Here is a 15,246-nt window from a genome sequence, read left to right as displayed (position 1 = left end):
ACCACACAGCGCTCGCACAGGTTGGACTCCTAGCTTTTCGACGCAGCAATCGCCGAGGAGCCCATACAGATGTCGACTGAATCACCGGCGGCGCCCACCAAGAAGCGCCGCCTCCGCATGTCCGGACGGAAATGGTTGTGGTTGTCCGTCGCCGTCGTGGTACTGATCGCCGGTGGTTTCGGCGCCTTCCTGCTGCTGCGTCCGGCGCGCAACACCCAGCCGCAGGCGTTCACCCGGACGGTCCAGGCCGCCGTCGGCACCCAGACCCAGACGGTCAGCGTGGACGGCACACTGGCCCCCCGCAAGCAGTCGGACGTCAATTTCGCCGTCTCGGGCACCGTCACCCACGTCTATGTGAAGGCCGGCGACAAGGTCAAGAAGAACCAGAAGCTGGCCCGGATCGACGACACCGAGCTGGTCAACCAGGTCGACCTCGCCGAGGCGAATCTGACCACCGCGCGCGCCAACTATTCCGAGGTCGTCGACAACGACGGCAGCTCGGCGGCGATCACCTCGGCGAACGCGCAGGTGGCCTCCGCCAAAGCCGCCCTGACCAGCGCCCAGCAGAACCTGGCGGCCGCCGTGCTGCGCTCCCCGATCGCCGGCACCGTGGCCTCGGTGTCCGCCGAAGAGGGCGACAGCGTCTCGGGCGCCGGAACCTCAGGTAGCGGCAGCTCCGGCAGCGGTGCCTCGGGGAGCGGCACGTCCGGCCGGTCATCGAGCCAGTCCGGGACGAGCAGCAGCACCTCGACCTCCTCCAGCACGGCCCAGTTCAGCGTGATCTCCACCTCGACCTGGAAGCTCGAAGGCACCGTCGGCAGCGCCGACCTGGGCAGCCTCAAGCCCGGCCAGGCGGCGACCGTCACCCCTGCCGGCGGCACGGAGGCGATCAAGGGCAAGGTCGCCTCGGTCGGCATCGTGGCCACCTCGTCCAGCGACGGCGCGGCCACCTTCCCGGTGGTGATCAACCTCTCCGGCACCCACAAGGACCTGTTCTCGGGCACCACCGCGACCGGCGTGATCACCACCGGCAGCTATCCGGACGTGCTGACCGTGCCGACCGCGGCGATCCGCACCGAGAACGGCAAGAGCGTCGTGACCAAGGTGGACGGCACCGCCACCTCCACCGTCGAGGTCACCACCGGCCGGGTGTTCGGCACCGCGACCGAGATCACCAAGGGCCTGAGCGCCGGCGACAGCGTGCAGATCAGCTTCACCCGTCCGGGCGCCACCAGCAGCACCGGGGCCGAGCAGAACCAGGGCCAGGGCGGCGGCTTCGGTGGAGGCGGATTCGGGGGCGGCTTCGGCGGCGGCCAGCCTCCGGGCGGCGGAACCGGCGGCGGCAACGGAAGGCCGGGACGATGACCCCGATGCTGCGCATGGTCGACGTGCGCAAGACCTATTCGACCGGCGTCGTCCAGGTCGAGGCGTTGCGCGGCATCGATCTGGCCGTCGACGAGGGCGATTACCTGGCGATCATGGGGCCGTCCGGTTCGGGCAAATCCACCCTGATGCACATCATCGGCTGCCTGGACGTGCCCAGCTCGGGCAGCTACGAACTCGACGGCAACGACGTCGGGTCGATGACCGAGAAGCAGCTGGCGCAGGTGCGGAACCGGACCATCGGTTTCGTCTTCCAGCAGTTCAACCTGCTGCCCAGCCTGACCGCGCTGCGCAACGTCGAGCTGCCACTGATCTACGCCGGCGTCGCCCCCGCCCAACGCCGCGAACGGGCGATGGTGGCACTGGAGCGGGTCGGCTTGGGCGATCGCGTCCATCACCGGCCGGGCGAACTCTCCGGCGGCCAGCAGCAGCGGGTGTCGGTCGCGCGTGCCATAGTCACCGACCCGGCTCTGCTGCTCGCCGACGAGCCCACCGGCAACCTGGATTCCCATTCGACCGAGGAGATCCTGCAACTGTTCGCCGAACTCAACGCCGGCGGACGGACGATCGTGATGATCACCCACGAACTGGACGTCGCCCAGCACGCCCGGCAGCGGGTGTTCATCCGCGACGGCCTGCTCAACTCGACCGACGCGTTGGCCAGCGCAACCACCGTGCCCCTCCCCTTTCAGGGGTCGGGCGGCACGCTGATCGAGCCGCTCACTGCGACGGATTCCAGCTGGACTGATTCCAGTTGGACCGATTCCAATGGGGAGGGCGACCGGTGATGGAGTGGACCGAGACCGTCCGGACGGCGGTCGCCGCACTCAACGCGCGCCGGATGCGGTCGCTGCTCACCATGCTCGGCATCCTGATCGGCATCGCCGCGGTGATGCTGACCGTGGGCCTCGGACAAGGGGCGCAGCAGCAGATCACCTCGCAGATCAGTGCGCTCGGCTCGAACCTGATCATCGTCACCCCGGGCCAGTCGACCTCGACCGGCGGTTTCCGCGGCGGTGGCGGCTCGGTCTCCACGTTGACCACCGCCGATGCCGCCATGCTCGCCGATCCGACGGTGGCCCCCGACATCGCCGCCGTCGCACCGGTGTCGACGACGTCCGGATCGCTGCAGTCGGCGTCCACCACCTGGACTTCGACGGTGACCGGGACGGTGCCGGCCTGGCAGACCGTGCGCGCCCGCGAGGTGGACGCCGGACGCTTCTTCTCCACCGAGGAACTCGATCAGGCCCAACCGGTGGCGGTGATCGGCTCGACCACCGCCGAGGAACTGTTCCCGAACGGCTCACCGGTCGGCCAGACCGTGAGCGTGAACGGCCAGTCGTTCACCGTGATCGGCGTGCTGGCCTCGGCCGGGTCGTCGTTGACCAGCAACGAGGACGACACCGTGGTGGTGCCGCTGACCACCTTCGCCGCGCGGCTGTCGACCTCGGGCAGCGCCAACAGCGTGTCGTCGATCTACCTGTCCGGCAAGGACGGCGACAGCTTGTCCGCCGCCTACCAGCAGGTCAACACCGCGCTGCTGGCCGCGCATCAGACCACCGCCGACGACGCCGACTTCTCGGTCAGCACCCAGGCGTCACTGGTGGAGACCGCCACCTCCATCACCGGCGTGCTGACGCTGCTGCTGGGCGGCATCGCCGGCATCTCGCTGCTGGTCGGCGGCATCGGGGTGATGAACATCATGCTGGTGTCGGTCAGCGAACGCGTCCGTGAGATCGGACTGCGCAAGGCGCTCGGCGCGACCCCGGCGGTGATCCGGCAACAGTTCCTGGTCGAGGCCGGCATCCTCGGCGTGCTCGGCGGCCTGCTGGGTGTCGCCATCGGCATTCTCGGCGCCCTGGTGCTCACCCCGGCGCTGGGCATCGGCGTCGCCATCTCGGTGCCGGCCACCCTGATCGCCCTGGCCGTTTCGCTGGGCATCGGCCTGGTCGCCGGCGTCTACCCCGCCACCCGCGCCGCGAAACTGGCGCCGATCGACGCATTGAGGAGTGAATGATGGTCCGCAACAAGCGGCTCCGCGCGGTGATCATCGCCGGCTGCGCCTTGGCCGTGGTGGCCGCGGTCGGCGTCGGGGTGGCGTTCGCGTCGCCGTCCGGACGCGCCCGGTATGTGACGGCGTCCGTCGGCACCGGGGACGTCACCCAGACCTACACCACTTCGGGCACTGTGACGAGGACGAACACCTCCACGGCGTCCTTCGCGGTGGACGGCACGGTGAGCAGCGTCCAGGCCTCCGTCGGCAGCACGGTGACGGCCGGCGATGTCCTGGCCACGTTGAAGAAGGGGCCGTTGCAGCTCGCGGTGTTGCAGGCCGAGACGTCGGTGGCGGAGGCCAAGGCGTCGCTCTATTCGGCGCAGCACCCGTCCAGCGCCAGTACCGGTACGTCGGCTAACCGGACCGGGACGTCGGCCAGCAAGGCCCAGGGATCGGGATCGTCAGCTATGAAGAGCAAGGCGTCCACCGGGGTCACCATCGACCCGGCCGTGCTGCTCAAGATCACTCAGCGGGTGACCACTGCGGTCGGCAACGAGTCGAAGGTGTGCGCGCCGGTGTTCGGCGCCTCGCCGTCGCCGGAGCCGTCCGCATCGCCGTCGCCCAGCGGGACGCCCTCCGCCCAGCCCAGTCCTTCGGTATCGCCGTCGACCGAGCCGAGCGGGTCAGCGAGCCCGAGCGCGTCGGCGTCCGCGACGCCGACCGGCACCGCATCGAGCAGCCCGTCGGCGAGCGTGAAGAACCAGGCGGACGTCATCGAACGCAACAACCCGACCAATGCCCAACTGAAGGCGTGCGGGGCGGCGCGGGCCGAGGTGCAGATGGCCACGGTCGCGCTGCAGCAGACCGTGAAGCAGCTGACCACCCAGCGCCCCGGCTCGGGTTCGTCGAACGGTTCGGGTTCTGGTTCGGGTGGGAGCGGCGGTTCGTCGTCCGGCTCGAACAACACCAGCAGCACCCCGAAGGTCAGCGCGGCGCAGGTGGCGTCGGCGAAGGCGAAGCTGCTGCAGGCCGAACAGGATCTGCAGTCGGCGCAGGACGACCTGGACCATGCCGAACTGGTCGCCCCGATCTCGGGGACGATCGGCAGTGTCGATCTCAAGGCCGGCGGTTCGGCCAGCAGCGGGTCGATCACCATCGTGGGTAGCGGGAACGCGCAGGTGCAGGTCGAACTGCCGTTGAAGACCCGCACCCTGATCGCGACCGGACAGCAGGTGAGCGTCTCCCCCGCCGGGTCAGCCACCACGCTGCACGGAACGGTGACGACCATCAGTGCGATCGAGACCAGCGGCACCGCCGGCGACACCCCGACCTACACCACCACGGTGACGGTGGCCGATTCGGATGAACTGCTGGCCAGTGGGGCCCGGGCATCGGTGAGCATTCCGGTCCGGACGGCCACCGGCGTGCTGCGGGTGCCCGCGTCCGCCCTCACCCCGACCGGGAGCGGAACCGGCACCGCGCAGGTGGTCGACAGTGCGCGGGCCGAGACCGCCCGCAGCGTCGACGTCACCACAGGTGCCGTGGGTGCCGGCTGGGTTGAGATCACCAAGGGGCTGACCGCCGGCGAACTGGTCGTTCTTGCGGACAACACCGCCGCCTTGCCGACGAACAACACCGGACGCCGGACGACGACCACCACCCGCGCCTCGGCCTCGGCCAGCGCTGCCGCCCAGCCCTCCACCGGATCCGGCGGCGCGGTGCCTTCGACCGCACCGTCGCCGTCCGCCAGCCGCTGAATGGCCGCACTGTAGGACGACTCGCCGATGGTCACTCGCGCGGGTGACATTCCGGGGTGGATGATTCCCGGCATTCTCCATATAATTCAACGCGTTGCGACAAGATCTGTTGCTACGGGGATTCCGGGGGGAACCAACAATCATGCGCAAAGCCATCGGGGCTGTTTCCATCGCCATCGGCTGCACATTGGTGGCCCTGCCGCTGGGCGGGTTGAACTCAGCCGTCGCCGAAGCCGCACCTCAAGTCAACGCAGCTCGGGTCAACGCAGTCGCATTGCCGATGGCGGCGAAGACCTCCGCAAAGAAGAAGCTGTACAAGAACTGCACCTCGCTGAACAAGAAGTACAAGCACGGCGTCGGCAAGTCAGGCGCCAAAGACAAGACCAGTGGCAAGCGAGTGACGAACTTCAAGAAGTCCACCAAGATTTACAACGAGGCGATGAGCTACAACCGTGGCCTCGACCGCGACAAGGACGGCATCGCCTGCGAGAAGCGCTGACGCTTCTGCGCTCGATCCGCTCTGCTGAACCAAAGGAACCGTCCCCGGTACGCGGGGACGGTTCTTTTCGTCCCACTTTCGAACGGGCGAGCACTCAGGCCAGGTGGCGGACGACCTCATCCACGCAGCGCGCCGCGGTACGTGCCGTCCGGGCGTCGATATCGAACCGCGGATTGAGCTCGGCGACCTCGAACAGCCCCAGCTTTCCGGACGCCGCGACTGTGCGCAGCACGGCCAGCACCACCGCGATCGGGACACCGAACGCCGCGGGGGCGCTCACCCCGGGGGCGACCGACGCCGGCAGCACATCCAGATCGAGGGTCAGATGCACCCGATCGACCTTGGCCAGCAATGCCTGCGCGGCTGCGACGGCGGAACTGGCGTCGGTGTCGACGTCGTCCAGAATCGCCACACCGAGCCGGTCCGCGGTGTCCAGCAGGGTGCGGGTATTGCTCGGCCGGCTGAGCCCGATCACCGAATAGTGGAACCGGCGCTGCTGCGCCGCCAGGTCGTCCGCGAGTTGCAGGAACGGCGTCCCGGACGTGGCATGCTCGGCCTTCCGCAGATCGAGATGGGCGTCCAGGTTGAGCACGCCCCAGGTCTCGTCGCGCCGTGACACCCAACCCGAACCGCTGCCGTAGGCGACCGCGTGACCGCCGCCCAGCACCACCGGCAGCGCACCGGCGTGCAACACGTCCGCGACCACCGTCGCCAGCCGTGACTGGCCGGCCTCGAGATCGCCGTCGTCGACCACCACGTCACCCAGGTCGACCACCACAGTGCCGGGGTCGGCGAGCCCACCCAGCACCGCGCGGATCGCCGTCGGCCCCTCAGCCGCACCGACCCGTCCGGCGTTCCGGCGCACGCCCTCGTCGCTGGCGAACCCGACGACCGCCGGCCCGCTAAAGCCCTCCCTAACTAGTTCTGCCCTGCCGTCGACGGGAGGGCTGAAGTAGTTAGGGAGGGGTTTGACGACGTGGTGCCAGCGGGCGTGCTCGGCACCCGGACCGTCGTCGCGGCCCGACCAGGCCGATGGGAGCCGGTCGATCGGCACCCGCTGGCCGGTCACCGGAGCACCCCGTCCTTCAGCACCGCATGCACCATCGGGACGCCTGGGCGGTACGCCAGGTGCAGGTGACTGGGCGCGTCCAGCACCACCAGATCGGCCGTGGCACCGGGCCGCAGCACGCCGATGTCGTCGCGTTGCAGGGCTCGCGCTCCGCCGGCGGTCGCCGCCCAGACCGCCTCGTCGGGGGTGAGGTGCAGGTCGCGCACCGCGAGCGCGATCACGAACGGCATGGACGTCGTGTAGGACGTCCCCGGGTTGCAGTCGGCGCCCAACGCCACGGTGACGCCGGCGTCCCAGAGCCGACGGGCGTCCGGGTATTTGTTGCGGGTGGAGAAGTCGGCGGCCGGCAGTAGGGTCGCCACCGTGGACGAGGCCGCCAGCGCTTCGATGTCGGCGTCGTCGGTGTGACACACGTGATCCACCGACGCCGCCCCCAACTCGACGGCCAGCTGGATGCCCGGTCCCTGGTGCAGCTGATTGCCGTGCACCCGGACGCCGAGCCCGGCGGCCTGCCCGGCGGTCAGCACCGCCCGGGACTGGTCGGCGTCGAAGGCGCCCTGCTCGCAGAACACGTCGATCCAGGACGCCAGCGGCGCGCACGCCGGGATCATCTCCTCGACCACCATCGCCACATAGTCGTCGGCCCGGCCGGCGAACTCCGGCGGCGTGACATGCGCCGCCAGCAATGTGGTGAACGGGCTCTGGCTACGGGCGACGTCCAGGCTGCGGCGCTCGTCGACCACACTCTGGCCGTAGCCGGACTTGATCTCGACGGTGGTCGTGCCCTGCTTCGCGTACTCGTCCAGCAGCCGCGCCACATTTGCGGACAACGCCGCGTTCGAGGCGGCTCGGGTGGCGGCCAGCGTGCTGCGGATGCCGCCCGCGGCGTACTTCTGTCCGGCCATCCGGGCGGCGAACTCCTCGGCCCGCTCACCGGCGAACACCAGGTGGCTGTGGCTCTCCACGAAGCCGGGCAGCACCGCGCGTCCCTCAGCGTCGAGGCGTTCGTCGGCGTCCGGCGCCCCGGCACGGGCGCCGACCCAGGCGACCCTGCCGTCGTCAACCACGACGGCCGCGTCCGGAATCACTCCCAGCAACCCACCGTGAGAAGGGTCGTTGGTGACCAGCGAGTCGATGTTGTCGATCAGCAGGCTCACGGGATCAGTCCTCCCACATCGGGATCCGGACGCCCCGCTCGCGCGCCACGTCGGCCGCATGGGAGTACCCGGCGTCGACGTGCCGGATGACGCCCATGCCCGGGTCATTGGTCAGCACCCGCTCCAGCTTCTGCGCGGCCAGCTCGGTGCCGTCCGCGACGCAGACCTGTCCGGCATGGATCGAGCGGCCCATCCCGACGCCGCCGCCGTGGTGGATGCTCACCCAGGAGGCTCCGGATGCGGTGTTGACCAGGGCGTTCAGCAGCGGCCAGTCGGCCACCGCGTCCGTACCGTCGAGCATGGCTTCGGTCTCCCGGTAGGGCGAGGCGACCGAACCGGAGTCGAGGTGGTCGCGTCCGATCGCGATCGGGCCGATCTCACCGGCGGCCACCATTTCGTTGAACTTAATCCCGGCGCGATGCCGTTCGCCGTAGCCGAGCCAGCAGATCCGGGCCGGCAGTCCCTGGAAGGACACCTTCTCCTGGGCCATGGTGATCCAGCGCTTCAGGTGCTCGTTCTCGGGGAAGAGTTCGAGGATCGCGGCGTCGGTCTTGCGAATGTCCTCGGGGTCACCGGACAGCGCCGCCCAGCGGAACGGGCCGAGGCCCTCTTCGAACAGCGGGCGGATGTAGGCGGGCACGAAGCCGGGGAACTCGAAGGCCCGGTCGAAGCCACCCTTGCGGGCCTCGTCGCGGATCGAGTTGCCGTAGTCGAAGACCTCGGCGCCGGCGTCCTGGAAGCCGACCATGGCGGCCACGTGAGCAGCCATCGCCGCTTGTGCATCGCGGGTGAACTGTTCCGGATCGGCGGCCGCGCGGGCCTTCATCTCGGCGAACTCGTAGCCCAGCGGCAGGTAGGCCAGCGGGTCGTGCGCCGAGGTCTGGTCGGTGACCGCATCGATGGTGATGTCGCCGGCGGTATGCCGGCGCAGCAGCTCGGGCACCAGGTGGGCGGCGTTGCCGAGCAGCCCGATCGACAGCGGACGCCGGTCGGCCTTGGCCTGGTTGGCCTGCGCGATCGCGTCGTCCAGATCGGCGGCCTTGACGTCGAGGTAGCGGTGCTCGATCCGACGGTCGATGCGGCTCTCGTCGCAGTCGATGCAGATCGCCACGCCGTCGTTCATGGTGACTGCGAGCGGCTGCGCGCCACCCATGCCGCCGAGTCCGGCGGTCAGCGTGATGGTGCCGGCCAGGGTGCCACCGAAGCGTTTGCGGGCGACCGCGCCGAAGGTTTCGTAGGTGCCCTGCAGGATGCCCTGGCTGCCGATGTAGATCCACGAGCCGGCGGTCATCTGGCCGTACATCATCAGGCCCTTGGCCTCGAGTTCGCGGAAGTGCTCCCAGTTGGCCCAGTCGCCGACCAGGTTCGAGTTGGCGATCAGCACCCGCGGCGACCATTCATGGGTGCGGAACACCCCGACCGGCTTGCCGGACTGCACCAGCAACGTCTCGTCGTCGGCCAGCGTCTCCAGCGTGCGGACGATGGCGTCGAACGCCTCCCAGGAACGCGCCGCGCGTCCGGTGCCGCCGTAGACCACCAGGTCGTCGGGGTGCTCGGCGTTCTCGGGGTCGAGGTTGTTCATCAGCATGCGCAGCGCGGCCTCCTGCTGCCAGCCGCGGGCATGCAACTCGAGGCCTCGGGGGGCGCGAACGGGACGGGGTCCGGAAGTGGTCATCGGTGGTCTCCTCTCCCTTCCAGGATCGGACGGCGCGCGCCTCGATTCAGCAAGGACAGGTCGTACGTCTCATATCCGAGACGGTGGTGCGACTCGTCATCCCGGGCTTGCCCCGGGATCTCGATCGGACCGGACGGTCGCTGCGGAGATCCCGGCGTTCGCCGGGATGACGAAAATCGCACCTCCGTTGGTCGAGCTTGTCGAGACCCCTCCCCAACCGACGATGCATCACTCAGGCCCGGTAGCGCAGCTCCACGCGTCGGTTCTTCGCCCGTCCCTCGGGATTGTCCTTGCCACCCGCCGTATTCGCCGCTACCGGACGCGTCTCGCCGTAGCCGGCGACGGTCAGCTTCAGATCGGGACGCGCAGCACGGATCACCGACGCGACCGCCTTGGCGCGTGCCTCCGACAGCTTCTGGTTGGACGACGTCGAGCCGACCGAGTCGGTGTGCCCCGCCACGGACAGCCGGGCCTTCTTGGGCACGTCCTCCATCAGCGTGCGAATCTTCGCCTGCGCCGGGTCGCTCAGGGTGGCCTTGCCGAAGGCGAACAGGATGTCCGACTTGAGCGTGACCAGCTCGTCGCTGCCGACCCGTGTCTTCTCCGCGACATCGGTGATGTTGGTGGTCAGGTCGTCGACGTTCAGAGTGAGCGACGAAATGCTCTTGGTCAGGTCTGCGTCGCTGAAGCCGTTCGGATCGGGCGGCCCGAATCCGGTGAACAGCAGGACGGCCGTGGCGGCTCCGACCACCGCGATCGACCGCGACCTCATGTGATCGGCACGTTCGTCGCGGTCGGGGCGCCGCCGACCATCTGCACGTCGACGGTGCTGACGTCCTGTGGCGGTGCGGCGAACATCGCGTAGGCGTAGAGGGTCTGCCCGGGAGCGAACGGGGTCAGGTCATCGGTCTTGGCGCGCCCCCCGCCCCCGACGACCACGTCGTGACGTTTGAGGTTCTGAGTATCGACCAGGTAGGGCCACCACACCTGCTTGTTCATGTAGTCGAACAGCGAGTCGGATTCGGCCGCGGTCGAGGTCACCTGGAAGGAGAAGGTGGCGGTGACCACCTTGCCGGTGCGGCGCAGTTGGTGCAGGTGGATCGTCAGCTTGGCGTTCGGGTCGCCGTCAACCTTTGCGGCGATGGTGGCGGAGGCGATCGGTGCGGGCAGGTTGGTCAGGTCGACGCCGGCCTGGGCTGCCGATGACGCCTCGACCGAGGACGGCGCTGTCGCTCCTGCGGACGGCGCGACCGAAGTCTGGCTCGTCGTCGGCGTGGGGTCGCCACCACCGATGGTGCAGCCGACGAGCAGCGGAATCAGAGCGACAACGCTCGTCGCGACACGGGTCGAAATCATGGGCCGACCCTAGCGGCCTTCGGTTCAGCCGGCAGGCCGGCCCGGACCCGCACGATCGCGCTGGGGCCGCCGTTGCAGGTGAACCGGCAGGATGGGTCCATGGCCACCGAATCGAGCACCTCCCCCGCGGTGGGCCGTGCCCTCGACATCCTCAGCTACCTGGCCGAGCGCACCGGCAGTGTGCCGGCGTCCACGATCGCCCGCGATCTGGATCTGCCGCGGTCGTCGATGTACCACATCCTGACCGTGCTGACCGAGCGTGGGTTCACGGTCTACGTGCCTGAGGCTCGTGGTTACGCGCTGGGTGCCTCCGCCTACCGGCTGACTTCGGCGTACACGTTGCACGACCAGTTGGAGCGGTTGTCCCGGCCGGTGCTGCGCAGCGTGGCCGCCGCGGCGGGGATCACCGTGCACCTGGGCATTCTGCGCGGCGCCAGCACGCTGTACCTGCTCAAGGAGCATCCGCCGCGGCAGAGCGAACTCGAACCTCCGCTGGTCACTGCGGTCGGCGTCCTGCTGCCGGCACATCTCACCGCGAACGGACGCGCGATCCTGGCCCAGCTGCCGCCGGCGCAGCTGCGTGCGCTGTATTCGCGTCCGGGCGACTTCGTCTCGCGCACCGGACGCGGCCCCCGGTCGGTCGACGACCTGCAGACCGCGCTCGCCCTGGAACGAGCGCAGGGCTGGTCGGAGGAAGTGGAGTTGATCGCCGCCGGCCTCCGCTCCGCCGGCGCCCCCATCTTCGACCTGCACGACCAGCCCGTCGCGGCACTGAGCTGCACCTGGCGTTCCCGGATCGCCCTGAGGGACCCGTCCGAACTGATCGGCCACCTGGTCGCAGGCGCCAAGGAGATCACCCGCCGCCTGCGGTAGCGCCGACATCGAGATCCCGGATCAAGTCCGGGATGACGGTCAGCCGGTACGGAGGGACGGTTCTTTTCGTCCCAGGCTTGGCACGAAGGGACGGTTCTTTTCGTTCCACAATCGCCCGGCTGTGGCACGAAAAGAACCGTCCCCGCGTACCGGGATCAGGCCAGGGGGCCGGTGACGGACTCGGCGGCTGCGATCAGGGAACCGTCGTGGACCAGGGCGACTACGGCTTCCAGTTCGGGGGCGAGGAAGCGGTCGGGGCCGGGGCCGTCGACGACCTGGCGGATCCGGTCACGGACGGCGGCGGTCGCGGGAGCCGGGTCGGGCTCGCGCAGGTCGAGGGCGCGGGCAGCGCTGACCAGTTCGCCGGCAAGCACTCGGGTGAGGCCGTCGAGGGCTCGGCGCAGCTTGCGGGCACCGGCCCAGCCCATCGAGACGTGGTCCTCTTGCATCGCCGAACTCGGAATGGAGTCCACCGATGCGGGCGTGGCTAGGCGCTTCAGCTCCGACACGATGCCGGCCTGGCTGTACTGCAGGATCATGTGGCCCGAGTCGACGCCGGGATCGCCGGCCAGGAACGGGGGCAGGCCGTGGCTGCGCTTCACGTCGAGCAGCCGGTCGGTGCGGCGCTCGCTCATCGACGCGACATCGGCGACCGGGATGGCCAGGAAGTCGAGCGCGTAGGCCACCGGTGCGCCGTGGAAGTTGCCGTTGGACTCGACCCGTCCGTCGAGGGTGACGACCGGATTGTCGATCGCGGAGGCGAGCTCGTTGTCGGCCACCCAGCAGCAGTGGTTCAGGGTGTCCCGGGCGGCGCCGCTCACCTGGGGCGCGCAACGCAGCGAGTAGGCGTCCTGGACGATCGGGTATTCATGATCGGCATTGTCGGCGTGACTAGCCGCGATACCCGAACCATCGAGCATTGCGGTGATCACCCGAGCACCGATCGCCTGGCCGGGTTGCGGCCGCAACGCCTGCAGGTCGGCGGCGAACACCCGGGGGGTGCCGAGCAGCGCCTCGACGCTCATCGCAGCGGCGATATCGGCGGTCAGCAGCAGCCGCGCCAGGTCATGGGCGGCCAGGATCAACTGGCCCAGCATGCCGTCGGTGCCGTTGATCAGCGCCAACCCCTCCTTCTCGGCGAAGGTGACCGGCTCGATGCCGGCCTCGGCCAACGCCTCCGCGGTCGGACGGCGCTCGCCGGCAGCGTCGCGGACGAAGCCCTCCCCCATCACGGCCAGCGCGCAATGCGCGAGCGGAGCCAGGTCACCGGAGCAACCCAGCGATCCGTACTCGTGCACGATCGGGGTGATGCCGGCGTTCAGCAGCGCGGCGTACGTCTCGGCGACGACCGGACGGACGCCGGTGCGGCCGGTGGCCAGCGTGGACAGCCGCAGCAGCATCATCGCCCGGACGACCTCACGCTCCACCTCCGGCCCGGTGCCGGCGGCGTGCGAGCGGATCAGGCTGCGCTGCAGATCGGCCCGGCGCTCCACCGGAATGTGCCGGGTGGCGAGGGCACCGAAGCCCGTCGAGACCCCGTACACCGGCTGATCGGACGCCGCCAGCGCCTCGATGCGGCTGCGGGTCGCCGCCAGCGCCGTCAACGCGTCCGGAGCAAGCTCCACCTTCGCGTCATGCCGCGCCACCGCCACCACCTCGTCGCGGCGCACCGGACCCATTCCGACCGTGATCGTCCCCTGACTCATTCAGCGCACTCCTTTCCATGGCCACCGTTTCGCGGCAGGGCCTGTCGATCCAGCGGGCAAAGCAGGCAATCTCGGATCCGAGTCATATTGTCGGCACCTGCGCCGAGGTGCGAACCGCAAGAGAAGAGATCCCGGCGTTCGCCGGGATGACGCCATCAGGCAAGCCGACCAAACACACCGTGATGACGCCATCAGCCAAGCCACCGAAGCACGCCCGGGCGACCGACGACCGGCCAGGCCGGGGACGACCCCGGCAACATCGCTCGCCGGGTTAGGCTGAAAGGACACCACCAGGAGGTACCGATGCCCGGATTCGGTCGGCGAAGCAGCCGCTCGTGGGGGGTTGCGGCGCTCGCGACAGCGACGGCGCTCACTCTGGTCGCACCGGCGGCGCCCGCGCAGGCCGCGGGATACGCCAGTGACAAGGACAAACCCGATCTGACCTCGATCCTGGTCGGCTACCGGGAGTTGTGGCGTCCGACCAACACCAAGAAGCTGACCGGCACAGTGCGCGACTCCAGTCAGCTGAGTTGGAATGACCGGGTGGCCAGCTGGGTCAACCAGCACGCCACCAAGGCGCAGCAGTTCCGCGCCCTGCAGGATTCGAGGTACCTGTCCTCCGACGGCTCCGGCTACGACCAGTCGATCACCCTCGGCGACGGCCTCGGGCAACGTCTCGGCGCGCTGTACGTGAAGGGCCGGCTCACCGGCAAGCTGCCGTTGACCTCCAAGCTGCTCAACACCACCGACGGCCTGGTCGGCGACTACGTCACGACCGGTTCGGCCAAGAACGCGTTCGGCTACCCGCGTCCGTTCCTGCGGTCGCGGACGACCTCCAAGCGGGTCAGCGGCGACTCGGCGTCCTGCGCACCCAGCAAGATCAACGCGAAGTCCCTTGCCAAGCTGCGAAAGAAGGGCAAGTCCTGGACGACGTCCAAGAGCAACCTGCGGATCACCCGGGTGCCGGCCACGGTCGACACGACGAAGACGTACGCGTCGAAGAACGTCAGCCTGGACGCCGGCTACGGCAGCAAGAGCATGTGCACCAGCGGTTCGTTCCCCAGCGGCCACACCCGGGCGGCCTACGCGGTCGGCATCACGCTGGCGACCCTGCTGCCGGAACTCGCGCCGTCCATTCTGGCCCGGACGTCGGAGGCGGCGAACAACCGCCTCGTCCTAGGTGTGCACTACCCGCTGGATGTGATCGGTGGACGGATGGCCGGCGAGGCCGCGGTCGCGGCACGCTGGTCGGACAAGGCGTTCCGCGACAAGGTGCTGACGCCGGCCCGCACTGAGCTGGTCAACTACCTGCAGTCGGCCTGCGGTGCCGCCCTGGCGACCTGCATCGCGAACGACACACCCTACGCCAACGACCCGTACAAGGGTGCGAAGATCCCCCGCGGCAGCGCCCAGATCGTGAAGAACCGGACGACGGCCCTGATCGCGTACACCGAGCGGCTCGGCTACGGCTTCAGCGCCACGCAGAAGAAGGGACGCGCGGCGTCCGTGCCCAGCGGAGCGGACAGCCTGCTGCGGACGGCGTTCCCGTCGCTCAGCACGGCGCAGCGCAACGCCGTTGTGGCCCAGACCGAGATCGGCTCCGGGCACGCCCTCGACACCACCGAACTGCACCGGAAGAAGAAGGGTCCGGGCTCCTGGCAGCGGCTGAACCTCGCCGCCGCCATGTCGGCCACCGTCGAGGTGAAGGCGAACGGCGACGTGAAGGTGATCAGCGTCGGCGGTTCGCCCACGGTGATCCGCGGCTGACCTCGTTG

General features: G+C 69.3%; 13 protein-coding genes. 7 read left to right on the top strand and 6 right to left on the bottom strand.

The features are described from left to right. Positions 1-69: 69 nt before the first annotated feature. From QM624_RS03765 to QM624_RS03745, 5 genes are all read left to right on the top strand, one after another. On the top strand, positions 70-1,365 hold the full coding sequence (locus QM624_RS03765; protein ID WP_415088868.1) for an efflux RND transporter periplasmic adaptor subunit: 1,296 nt from the start codon (positions 70-72) through the stop codon (positions 1,363-1,365). Further along, the gene (locus QM624_RS03760) at positions 1,362-2,171 is read left to right on the top strand and encodes an ABC transporter ATP-binding protein (protein WP_415088866.1); all 810 of its coding nucleotides are present in this window, start codon (positions 1,362-1,364) and stop codon (positions 2,169-2,171) included. The genes QM624_RS03765 and QM624_RS03760 overlap by 4 nt, the downstream gene beginning before the upstream one ends. Continuing rightward, positions 2,171-3,400 (top strand): ABC transporter permease, encoded by a 1,230-nt coding sequence (locus QM624_RS03755; protein ID WP_415088864.1) that lies wholly within the window; start codon positions 2,171-2,173, stop codon positions 3,398-3,400. The genes QM624_RS03760 and QM624_RS03755 overlap by 1 nt, the downstream gene beginning before the upstream one ends. Beyond that, a complete protein-coding gene (locus tag QM624_RS03750; RefSeq protein WP_415088862.1) occupies positions 3,400-5,136 on the top strand; it encodes an HlyD family efflux transporter periplasmic adaptor subunit in 1,737 nt (578 codons plus the stop codon). The genes QM624_RS03755 and QM624_RS03750 overlap by 1 nt, the downstream gene beginning before the upstream one ends. Before the next feature lie 142 nt (positions 5,137-5,278). Next, on the top strand, positions 5,279-5,635 hold the full coding sequence (locus tag QM624_RS03745; RefSeq protein ID WP_415088860.1) for an excalibur calcium-binding domain-containing protein: 357 nt from the start codon (positions 5,279-5,281) through the stop codon (positions 5,633-5,635). A 94-nt stretch (positions 5,636-5,729) separates the two neighbouring features. Here QM624_RS03745 and hutG read toward each other — a convergent pair whose 3' ends face one another. From hutG to QM624_RS03720, 5 genes are all read right to left on the bottom strand, one after another. Further along, the gene (hutG, locus tag QM624_RS03740; RefSeq protein WP_415088858.1) at positions 5,730-6,704 is read right to left on the bottom strand and encodes a formimidoylglutamase; all 975 of its coding nucleotides are present in this window, start codon (positions 6,702-6,704) and stop codon (positions 5,730-5,732) included. Further along, positions 6,701-7,861 (bottom strand): imidazolonepropionase, encoded by a 1,161-nt coding sequence (hutI, locus tag QM624_RS03735; protein WP_415088856.1) that lies wholly within the window; start codon positions 7,859-7,861, stop codon positions 6,701-6,703. Before hutI ends, hutG begins: the two co-directional genes overlap by 4 nt. 4 nt (positions 7,862-7,865) lie before the next feature. Further along, positions 7,866-9,536: a urocanate hydratase gene (gene hutU / locus QM624_RS03730; RefSeq protein WP_415088854.1), complete on the bottom strand. Its 1,671-nt coding sequence runs from the start codon at positions 9,534-9,536 to the stop codon at positions 7,866-7,868. 232 nt (positions 9,537-9,768) lie between these two features. Then, a complete protein-coding gene (locus QM624_RS03725; protein WP_415088852.1) occupies positions 9,769-10,308 on the bottom strand; it encodes an OmpA family protein in 540 nt (179 codons plus the stop codon). Then, the gene (locus QM624_RS03720) at positions 10,305-10,892 is read right to left on the bottom strand and encodes a hypothetical protein (protein WP_415088850.1); all 588 of its coding nucleotides are present in this window, start codon (positions 10,890-10,892) and stop codon (positions 10,305-10,307) included. Before QM624_RS03720 ends, QM624_RS03725 begins: the two co-directional genes overlap by 4 nt. 99 nt (positions 10,893-10,991) lie before the next feature. On the opposite strand from QM624_RS03720, the gene QM624_RS03715 reads away from it, so the two are divergent. Further along, on the top strand, positions 10,992-11,765 hold the full coding sequence (locus tag QM624_RS03715; protein ID WP_415088848.1) for an IclR family transcriptional regulator: 774 nt from the start codon (positions 10,992-10,994) through the stop codon (positions 11,763-11,765). Between the two features lie 155 nt (positions 11,766-11,920). On the opposite strand, the gene hutH is transcribed toward QM624_RS03715, so the two are convergent. After that, entirely contained in the window at positions 11,921-13,471 is a 1,551-nt protein-coding gene (hutH, locus tag QM624_RS03710) for a histidine ammonia-lyase (RefSeq protein ID WP_415088846.1), read from the bottom strand. A gap of 303 nt (positions 13,472-13,774) precedes the next feature. On the opposite strand from hutH, the gene QM624_RS03705 reads away from it, so the two are divergent. Further along, the gene (locus QM624_RS03705; RefSeq protein WP_415088844.1) at positions 13,775-15,238 is read left to right on the top strand and encodes a phosphatase PAP2 family protein; all 1,464 of its coding nucleotides are present in this window, start codon (positions 13,775-13,777) and stop codon (positions 15,236-15,238) included. Positions 15,239-15,246: the final 8 nt, after the last annotated feature.

The sequence above is a fragment of the Micropruina sp. genome (assembly GCF_047606365.1).
GTDB lineage: Bacteria > Actinomycetota > Actinomycetes > Propionibacteriales > Propionibacteriaceae > Micropruina.
This window is presented reverse-complemented; position numbering and strand designations above follow the sequence as displayed.

Coding starts and splice junctions, on each gene's coding strand:
- QM624_RS03720 (WP_415088850.1), bottom strand. CDS start 10,892: ATGATTTCGACCCGTGTCGCGACGAGCGTTGTCGCTCTGATTCCGCTG.
- QM624_RS03765 (WP_415088868.1), top strand. CDS start 70: ATGTCGACTGAATCACCGGCGGCGCCCACCAAGAAGCGCCGCCTCCGC.
- QM624_RS03725 (WP_415088852.1), bottom strand. CDS start 10,308: ATGAGGTCGCGGTCGATCGCGGTGGTCGGAGCCGCCACGGCCGTCCTG.
- QM624_RS03715 (WP_415088848.1), top strand. CDS start 10,992: ATGGCCACCGAATCGAGCACCTCCCCCGCGGTGGGCCGTGCCCTCGAC.
- QM624_RS03750 (WP_415088862.1), top strand. CDS start 3,400: ATGGTCCGCAACAAGCGGCTCCGCGCGGTGATCATCGCCGGCTGCGCC.
- QM624_RS03755 (WP_415088864.1), top strand. CDS start 2,171: ATGGAGTGGACCGAGACCGTCCGGACGGCGGTCGCCGCACTCAACGCG.
- QM624_RS03745 (WP_415088860.1), top strand. CDS start 5,279: ATGCGCAAAGCCATCGGGGCTGTTTCCATCGCCATCGGCTGCACATTG.
- hutH (WP_415088846.1), bottom strand. CDS start 13,471: ATGAGTCAGGGGACGATCACGGTCGGAATGGGTCCGGTGCGCCGCGAC.
- QM624_RS03705 (WP_415088844.1), top strand. CDS start 13,775: ATGCCCGGATTCGGTCGGCGAAGCAGCCGCTCGTGGGGGGTTGCGGCG.
- hutU (WP_415088854.1), bottom strand. CDS start 9,536: ATGACCACTTCCGGACCCCGTCCCGTTCGCGCCCCCCGAGGCCTCGAG.
- QM624_RS03760 (WP_415088866.1), top strand. CDS start 1,362: ATGACCCCGATGCTGCGCATGGTCGACGTGCGCAAGACCTATTCGACC.